Origin of the sequence: Desulfobacter sp. UBA2225 (assembly GCF_002348205.1) — a bacterium.
GTDB lineage: Bacteria > Desulfobacterota > Desulfobacteria > Desulfobacterales > Desulfobacteraceae > Desulfobacter > Desulfobacter postgatei.
Window position 1 is genome coordinate 1 of sequence record NZ_DDYV01000113.1, and the last position, 8,304, is coordinate 8,304.

Sequence of the window (8,304 nt, forward strand, 5' to 3'; positions counted from 1 at the left end):
GCGCAAAATAGACAAAAAACGGCTTGTCAGGTGTCATGGCTTTCTGAAACTTGATCCAGGCTACTGCCTGGTCCGTCATGTCCTCCAGAAAATGGTAATCCGGGTCTTCGGGCAGTTCTACCTGGTGGGTGCCGTCATAAATAAACGGCGCCCACTGATTGGTTTCACCACCAAGAAATCCGTAAAATTTTTCAAAGCCCTGCTCGGTGGGCCAACGGGAAAATGGACCCGAGACGCTTGTTTCCCAGGCCGCTGTTTCATGGCACTTACCAAACATGGCGGTGCTGAAGCCGTTTAAACGCAGCATTTCCGCAAGAGGTGCCACATCATTTGGAATGGCGCCGGTGTTACCGGGGAAAGCAGTTCCTGTTTCAATGATCCCGCCCATATTGCAGTCATGATGGTTACGGCCGCTTTTAAGCGCAGACCGTGTGGGCGAGGATACTGCCGCGGTATGAAAATTGTTGAATTTCAAGCCTTTACCGACGATGCTGTCAAAGGTTTCGGTGGGTACGGGTCCGCCAAATGCGCTGGTGCCCGCAAATCCAAGATCGTCAACGATCACCACCAGGACGTTGGGCGCACCGTTCGGGGCTTTTACCTGAAATCGCTCCGGTGGTGTGGCGTCGCGCACATCAAGTACGGTACTTGCGGGGAAACCAAGATCCGGGATGGGAAGATGCGTCCGGTCCATTTCCGCGGATACGGTGGCGGCACACGCCGTACTTAAAGCCAAGCCGAACATACTGTATGCTGTTTTTTTAATCAATTGTTTACCTCCTTTAATTATTTTTAATTTTCTACAAAATTACTTTTTTCTCAAAAATTCAATATCATAGGTTATTTTATCCATGGCCTGAAAATATTTGCCGACCAACCGGTCCGTTCCGGCATCATACCGGAGGGTGTATGTGGAACCGGGATAATTGACGTCCCGGAGTTCAACCAGAAGATAAAGGGCATCGCTGCCCTGCTGCCATTGCGATCGGGAAACATTGATGGATTTCGGGTTGTAATACGATGCCGTCAATGTACCGTTATTTCTAACATCCTTAATCTCCAGGACATAACTGCCGTCGGATCGTTCCCACATACCCAAAAGGAAGTTGATGTTGAAAGAACCGGCTGCTGCATCTTTATTTACCGGTTGTGTGCCGGCAAATTCAGGCAAAGAAAGACCGGCAGTCAGAAACAGCAGGATTATCCCGGTAATTAGTTTGGATCGGATAATTAAATAATTATAGCTCAAACGCCTTTCCCTTCAGATTAAATTGTAGAAGTTACACCAGCGACCAGACCGACAAATTTTACTTTAAATTTAAAGACAAGTTTAGCAGTTTATGTGCCAGGCTTTTTTTAATGCGCCGCAAACGAATCAAAAAGCGGGATATAAAGTTGATTTCATAAAAATCCGGGAGCAGCATATTAAACAAGGGGCTTTGTCTCTGCCGAAATACCGTCGCATCCCAATCTTTTTCGGCTGATGACCAATGATTGCTTTAAGAACCTCCTCAGTCTATAGTAATGTATGTTTCATATGAAAATAATCTTTGGACTTTACAGGACTTTTGTGGGAAAGATAAGACATTAATTTATGCAAATTTAAATCTGTTTCTCACAGATCAAATTAAAGCAAAAAACAAATAAATATCAGATAGTAATGAAGAATTCACCATTGTCACCATATGTTGGCTCGACCTTTGACTTTGAAGGCTTGGTTGAAAAAATTGCCGGCCAATTTATCGGTATGTCGGATGGCGATATTGATGCTGCGATACAAAGGGCCCAAAAAGAGATCTGTCAACATATGGGATTTGATGGGTCTTTGCTCTGGCTTTTTGAAAATACCACCCTGGAGAATGCCATTGTTACTTATATGTACTCACCATTGATTCAAGATGAATTGAAAAAATTAGGTTCCATGGCAGAACGATTTCCATGGATCATGAGTCAGATCCGCCAGGGCCGGGCCCTGAGTTTCTCTTCATTGGAAGACTTTCCGGTCAAGGCAAAATCCGATGCAAACGAATTAAAGCGTATGGGAATAAAATCTTTGATTATCTCTCCCATGCGCTCGGAAACGGGAATTATCGGCGGCATCTCTTTTTGCCGCATGACCGGTAAAAAGGCATGGGAAAGCTTAAAGTGCAAACAAGTCCAGGCCATTACCCAAATTTTATCCAATATCCTGTGTCTAAAATTCAAAGAAAAAAAAAATAATGAGCTCTATCGGTTTGAAAAACTGATCTCTAATATTTCTGCCAGGTTTATCAACTTGCCGGCCCATCTGCTGGACGATCAGATTAATAGAGCCCAGGCCGAGATCTGCCAGACCCTCAATATAGAACAGTCTGCGCTCTGGCTGTGGTCTGATACCTCTCCGCACTATCTGACCGTCACCCATCTTCATACCCCGCCTTACGGCCCTGAAAAACCGGTAAATATGAAGGCAGACATTGCATTTCCCTGGGCGATCAAACGCGTGTTAAAAGGAGAAATCTTCACCATAAGCACCCATGATATGCCCGAAGAAGCCCGCATTGATCGTGAAACCCGAATCGGTTTGGGGGTGGATTCCTCCCTTGTTTTGCCCCTGTGTTCCGGGGAAAAAAATATTATCGGCGCACTCAGTTTTGATACCATTAAATATAAAATAGCGTGGACCGACGCCGTTGTGGACCGGATGACCCTGGTAAGCCAGATATTTACCAATGCTCTGGTAAGACGACGACAGGAACTCAAGCTAATGGAAAATGAAAGACGGCTTTCCATGGCCACCGAAGCCGGCAATTTAGGGATCTGGGTCTTGGAGATCAACAGCCGTCATGTCTGGGTGACGCAAAGGATCAGAGACCTGTTCGGTTTTGAATCACACATTCCCCTTAATTATGAAAGCTTTACAGCAAAGATCTTTGACCAAGACAGGGAGATGGTCACCCAAACCCTCAATGACGCCCTTTACAGTATCGGCAGCTTTGACATCAATTTTAGGACGGTACACCCAAACGGCAAACTTCGCTGGGTCAGGTCATCGGGAAAAGTTTACTGCAACAGCCAAGGCGATCCCAGACACCTGATGGGAATCACCCTTGACATTAGCAAACAAAAAAGGATGGAGCAGCAGTTAAAAAATCAGATCGCCCAGATCAAGGCATTGAAACAAAAGATAGAAAACGAAAACACCTATCTTCGGGAGAAAATAAATGTTCAATTTCTCCACGATGAGATTGTTGCCCGGAGCCCTGAAATACTGAGGGTTATCGAACAGATCGAACAGGTAGCCCCCACCGAGGCCTCGGTGCTGATCCAGGGGGAGACCGGCACAGGAAAAGAGCTGGTTGCAAGGGCTATCCACCGGTTAAGTGACCGCAAAGATCGCCCCCTCGTGACCATCAACTGCGCCTCTCTTCCCCCCACCCTGGTTGAAAGTGAACTCTTTGGCAGGGAAAAAGGCGCCTATACAGGTGCCTTGACCAGAATGGCGGGGCGTTTTGAGCTGGCAGACAAGGCTACTCTTTTTTTAGATGAGGTGGGGGAAATGCCCATGGAAATCCAAGCCAAACTGCTCCGGGTTCTGGAGCAGGGTAAATTTGAACGCCTGGGCTCCACCCAAACCATAGAAGTAGATGTCAGGATCATTGCCGCCACCAATAAGAATATCGAACAGATGATGGATGAAGGAAAATTCAGAAAAGACCTCTATTTCCGGTTGAACATATTTCCCATCCATGTGCCCCCCCCTGCGGGAGCACCTGGCAGATATTCCGCCTTTGACCTGGGCCTTTGTACGTGAGTTTGAAAAAAAGATGGCCCGGCGGGTGGACAATATTCCGACAGATACCATGAAAGCTTTGCAGAAATATACCTGGCCCGGAAATATCAGGGAACTCAAAAACCTTATTGAACGTTCTTTGATCACAAGTAACTCAAAAACCCTGAATGTGACCTTGCCCGTTTCACCTTCGAACAACAAGAAAACCATAACAACCCTTGAAGCAATGGAGCGACGGCATATACAGGATGTGCTTGAAAAAACAAACTGGCGAATCTCAGGAAAAGGATCTGCTGCCGAAGTCCTGGGTCTGAAACGGACCACCCTCCAGTCAAAAATGAAAAAACTGGGCATACAGCGCCCCTGAAACAGCTGCCGAAAAATAAAGGGTATGCGTGCCGTCATTTCGGCGTAATCTCTGATTTCTATTAACTTTATTCTCCAGGAAAGTTAAACTATACCCATAACATTTCAGATGCTTACATCCAAGAAATCGAACTTCCCCGCACCTGGTACATATTTCGCATATCGGTTCTATATTGAACGAGTGGGATATACCGAATTTTCTATAGCGGTGCCTATTTCGAGTTAAAGGAGGGGCACATGAAAAAGGAAGAAAGGCAGGGGCAGATAAGGGCATCAATTCGCATACATCTTTCTTTAAAAAAGCAAAGAGAGGCCCTTGAAATTTTAAAATCCGTAAGGGAACAGACAAAGGTTGAACCGGACTGTATCTATACCAGGCTTTACCGGGGGAGCGATGATGAAAATATCCTGATGCTTGAAGAACTCTGGAGAGGGGAGCAGGCACTGCTGAACCACCTCAAGACGGATATCTATCGCAGGGTGCTTCTGGTAATTGAAATGTCAGAGATCCAGCCGGAGATTAGTTTTGACAGAATTTTGGCTTCCGACGGTATTGAAACCATCAAAAAGGCAAGAGGAAAATATTAAACCAGGAGGAAAAGAGATGAAAATGTATCGATCACTATTGGCATCAGTATTGGTTATTGGACTTGGAATGACGATGGGATGTGTATCATCACAACCTAAAAAACTTTCAACTTCCGGATTCCTCGGAACATACCCAACTTTTGAAAAAGGGGCGGATGATGTTGATCTGCGTTATTTGAAGAAAGGGGTGGATTTTAAAAAATACAATAAAATCATGATGGATGAGGTGGTTTTCTATTTTAATACAGATTCAGATTACAAGGGCATTCACCCCAGCGAAATCCAGGAACTGAGCGAGTTATTTCACAAAACCTTTACCGAAACATTCGGCACCATGCTGACGGACAAACCCGGGCCTGATGTTATCCGGATGCGTCTGGCAGTAACGGATATAAAGCCCAGCAATCCGGCTTCCGGCACGATAAGCACTGTCATCCCTGTAGGATTGGCTGTGAGTCTGGTTAAAAAAGGGACTACCGGCGAATATATAGGCGTTGGCAGCGCCAGTGCCGAGGTTGAATTTTTAGATTCCATCACCAACGAAAGAGTCGCGGCTGCCATTGACAAGGCCCCGGGCGGCAAGCTGGACGTTGGTAAGACGTCGCCGGCGAAATCCGCTTTCAAATACTGGTCCAAGCGGTTGTATGCGTTTATGACCAGTGAATAATAAAGCAGGCTTTTAGGTAATATCAGGTTTTATAATTTTACCACATATCAAAAAAAGGAAACCATCCAATGTACATCAGACGAATATTGATTGCGGCAATTATTGCGATTAGCATGGTCAGTTCATCCGCCTATGCGGAATGGCATTTTGGAATTGGAACCGGCCCCTCAATTTTAAAAATTGACGGAGATATCGGATTTCATACAAACATTGCAGGACCGGTAAAAATGAACGTTGATGCAGACCCTGACGATATCATGGACGTAATGGATTCGGCTCTGGGCCTCAGCGGTTATGCCTCCAACGGCAAATGGACCTTTAAAGCCGCATATGCAAACCTGGTGCTGGAAGGGTCCGGAGGTAATAGAGCAGCACATCTTGACATTGAAGCCGACCTGACCGGTGCTGAGTTTGCCGTCGGCTATGCCCTCTATGAGAAGCCGTACCTGAATCTGAATCTTATCGGGGGAATCCGCTATACAGAACACGAAATTTCTGTTGATTTCAGTACCGAAAGATCCCAGCTAAACAGGACAATTGACAATGATTGGACAGACGCGGTCATCGGATTGTCTGCCAATGTTCCTTTGACCCACACCCTTACCTGGAATACTCAAATGGATTTCGGGTTTGGGGGATCAGAAGGAACATATACGGCAAATACCGGCTTGACCTGGCAGTTTTACAAGGGGTGGTCCGGTACCCTGTTTTGCAAATATGCTGCTGTTGATTTTGAGAACGCTGCCCGGGGCAGCCAGGATTGGTATCTTTATGATATGAATGAGCAATCCCTGGGCCTGGCCATTTTCTATAACTGGTAATTTCCAGGACAATCCGTACAAACTATTTGAAATTTGACATTAGGCTCTGTCTGACAATTCAAACAGTCGGTCACTGGACATGGAGAAAGCCCCCAAAATGTCTCTTAAGGGTCATGGAGCTTTTAAAATTTACCAACATGGCGCCGGATTTTTGCCAGTATTCAAGGCGCATCAATGTAATCTAATCAGATTGTTTCTGATGGCCATTGATGCAACGAAGACGACGGGCAAAAAGACAAGCCGTGTGGTAAATTTTATTATTTCCATGGCCCTACACCCAATCTATTGGGAACATTACGACTATTTACTCCTGTTTTCGGGGCATGGGGCACTTACCGGACAGAGTACAGACGACAGACGATAAATTACATGGGATTGCCCTATGTGCTTGGCTGTTATCTATTTTTTTGCGTTAATAACTCGTGTCTGAAGTAACTCAAGGACCGTAAAATAAAATTTTCGGTCAAATACCAAATGAGACGAGGCTTTACGCCCAGCCGTGACCTGCGGCCGTTTTATCGCGGACCTCCAGACCAATACCCGCTTCTGCGACCAATGCGGCACCTTGACCCGAATTATAAAAATAACAGAAAGTCTGTGGTCATCGTTTCAACGACAAGCAAGCATAGATGAGAGGGAATCCTCACCCGGTACCCCCACTTGATCTGTCATATTTATATTTCAGGCCCAATAACAAACGAATTTCTCAAAGCCCAAATGTTTTTATGGCATCATATTTTGCCAGGGTTATTGACAACGCCATGAGTGTGTTGGTGTCATGTCCAACATGAATGCAGAATTGATATTAAAAAACCGTCATATAATCATTGGAGGGGATAAAATGAAAACCGTAACATTGGGAATATCATCACGGGAAGAGATTGAGAACCGGTTTCTGGCCGCTTTTGACGGCGAGGCTCAAGGTGCTTTTATCAGTTTTGAGACCCCTGCTCTGCTTTTTAAAATTATTTCTGGTAAGCGGTGGGAACTTATTCAGAACATGACCGGGGCCGGATCTTTGTCTATCCGTGAGATAGCCAGACTATTGGGCCGGGATGTTAAAGCCGTCCATGGTGACGTCCATGCGCTTCTGAAAGCCGGAATTTTGATAAAAACAGAAAGCGGTCAAATAGAATTTCCTTTTGACGCTATCCATGTGAATTTTGTGCTGGAAGCCGCATGACCGTTCTTGATTTTCAACAAAAGATTAAAAAGAATTGATGATGACAAACAAAAGCTGAAAAGATTTTTAGATGCCCAATATCATGATATTATATCAAATTTTCACCCTAACGTTTTGAAGTTCAGAAAAAAAATATAAGATTGTATGTCACAAAGATTCAGGGTTTGTTTGAATTATTCGTCATCACCCCCAAACAGGGAAAGTCTGGGGGAGTCATTTGACCAAAAAAAACGGAGCCTATCCGCTGGGTGGTCTTCACCTCAGACCATTGATTTGATCTTCCCCAAGTTTTCGATCCAGGTCACCAATAACAAAAGTAGCCAACACCGCTTCAAAATTGGCTTGGGAGCTCTTAAATACCATGATTGCTCCGTTTTGTTTTCCTTAATCGGTTCATTCAAACTTTCTATTTACATCAGGTTGCTTGTCTGCTATTGAAAAATTATCCTGTTTTAATTTTTTCTAACGCGATAATATTACAAATTTGGGCTTTGACAGAAAAAAAACTACATAATAACTTGTTAGCTCGTAATACCAATTCTCAGCCTTGCAAGACAAATGGAGGTTCCAATGAAAATCAGATACACAGTAAGCGTTTGGACGGCGACTCTCATTTTGATGATGGGTGCAACTGCCGCACAGGCACAGTCCGCACCGAAAGTGAATATGACCACCGACATCCCACCCGGTATCGCGATCCCGGATAAGGTGGAAACGCGGCTAGGCACGCTGAAGTTTTTTGATGGCTTTCCGGATAAGGAAACCGTCGCCAAAGTCTACGACAACCTCGACTTCCAGCGCGCGGTCCAGGCTTACTTGCTGGCATTGGCGCCTGTAAATATGGCCGGGCTACGCGAGGGATTGCTGGGCGTTGGCCCCGCCAATGTCACGATCCCGACATTTGAAG

The 8,304-nt window shown here is 45.3% G+C and carries 9 protein-coding genes; 7 read left to right on the forward strand and 2 right to left on the reverse strand.

Going from position 1 to position 8,304, the window contains the following annotated elements:
- On the reverse strand, positions 1–769 hold a 769-nt coding region (locus tag B3D59_RS06130; RefSeq protein WP_286818438.1), incomplete at its 3' end, for a sulfatase-like hydrolase/transferase.
- Between the two features lie 39 nt (positions 770–808).
- Entirely contained in the window at positions 809–1,249 is a 441-nt protein-coding gene (locus tag B3D59_RS06135; RefSeq protein WP_286818439.1) for a hypothetical protein, read from the reverse strand.
- 426 nt (positions 1,250–1,675) lie between these two features.
- Between B3D59_RS06135 and B3D59_RS06140 the strand changes: the two genes are divergently transcribed.
- From B3D59_RS06140 to B3D59_RS06170, 7 genes are all read left to right on the forward strand, one after another.
- A complete protein-coding gene (locus tag B3D59_RS06140; RefSeq protein WP_286818440.1) occupies positions 1,676–3,793 on the forward strand; it encodes a sigma 54-interacting transcriptional regulator in 2,118 nt (705 codons plus the stop codon).
- A complete protein-coding gene (locus B3D59_RS06145; protein ID WP_286818441.1) occupies positions 3,771–4,139 on the forward strand; it encodes a helix-turn-helix domain-containing protein in 369 nt (122 codons plus the stop codon). The genes B3D59_RS06140 and B3D59_RS06145 overlap by 23 nt, the downstream gene beginning before the upstream one ends.
- 236 nt (positions 4,140–4,375) lie before the next feature.
- Positions 4,376–4,726 (forward strand): putative quinol monooxygenase, encoded by a 351-nt coding sequence (locus tag B3D59_RS06150; RefSeq protein WP_286818442.1) that lies wholly within the window; start codon positions 4,376–4,378, stop codon positions 4,724–4,726.
- A 16-nt stretch (positions 4,727–4,742) separates the two neighbouring features.
- On the forward strand, positions 4,743–5,393 hold the full coding sequence (locus B3D59_RS06155; protein ID WP_286818443.1) for a DUF3313 domain-containing protein: 651 nt from the start codon (positions 4,743–4,745) through the stop codon (positions 5,391–5,393).
- Between the two features lie 68 nt (positions 5,394–5,461).
- Positions 5,462–6,214 (forward strand): hypothetical protein, encoded by a 753-nt coding sequence (locus B3D59_RS06160; protein WP_286818444.1) that lies wholly within the window; start codon positions 5,462–5,464, stop codon positions 6,212–6,214.
- An 841-nt stretch (positions 6,215–7,055) separates the two neighbouring features.
- Positions 7,056–7,397, forward strand: a complete 342-nt coding sequence (locus tag B3D59_RS06165) for a transcriptional regulator (protein ID WP_286818445.1) — start codon at positions 7,056–7,058, stop codon at positions 7,395–7,397.
- A gap of 570 nt (positions 7,398–7,967) precedes the next feature.
- Positions 7,968–8,304, forward strand: a 337-nt coding sequence (locus B3D59_RS06170) for a hypothetical protein (RefSeq protein ID WP_286818446.1), incomplete at its 3' end; no start/stop codon positions are given.